Origin of the sequence: Klebsiella sp. K47 (assembly GCF_051858335.1) — a bacterium.
GTDB classification, from domain to species: domain Bacteria; phylum Pseudomonadota; class Gammaproteobacteria; order Enterobacterales; family Enterobacteriaceae; genus Klebsiella; species Klebsiella pneumoniae.
This window is the reverse complement of record NZ_JBPYUI010000534.1, coordinates 1-215: the sequence shown is the minus strand read 5'-3', so window position 1 is coordinate 215 and position 215 is coordinate 1. Positions and strand designations below refer to the sequence as shown.

At 60.9% G+C, this 215-nt stretch carries 1 pseudogene; it reads right to left on the bottom strand.

Going from position 1 to position 215, the window contains the following annotated elements:
- Window positions 1-95: 95 nt before the first annotated feature.
- Window positions 96-215 (bottom strand): annotated as a pseudogene (locus RRF55_RS29115) (urea ABC transporter permease subunit UrtC); the annotation flags it as partial.

Here is a 215-nt window from a genome sequence, read left to right as displayed (position 1 = left end):
TGCCTGGCCCAGGCCGATGGCATCGCGACCGCTGCCGGCGTCGATGATCGGTTCGAGCATGAACTCGGGGTGTACGGCAGGCAGTGGTACGCTTCTCATTGTTCACCCCTTTTCTTCAGCAGGCCGACCACGCCCCTGGGCAGGTAAAGCGTTACCAGAATGAACAGCGCACCGAGAAAGAACAGCCAGAACTCGGGGAACGCCACGGTGAACCA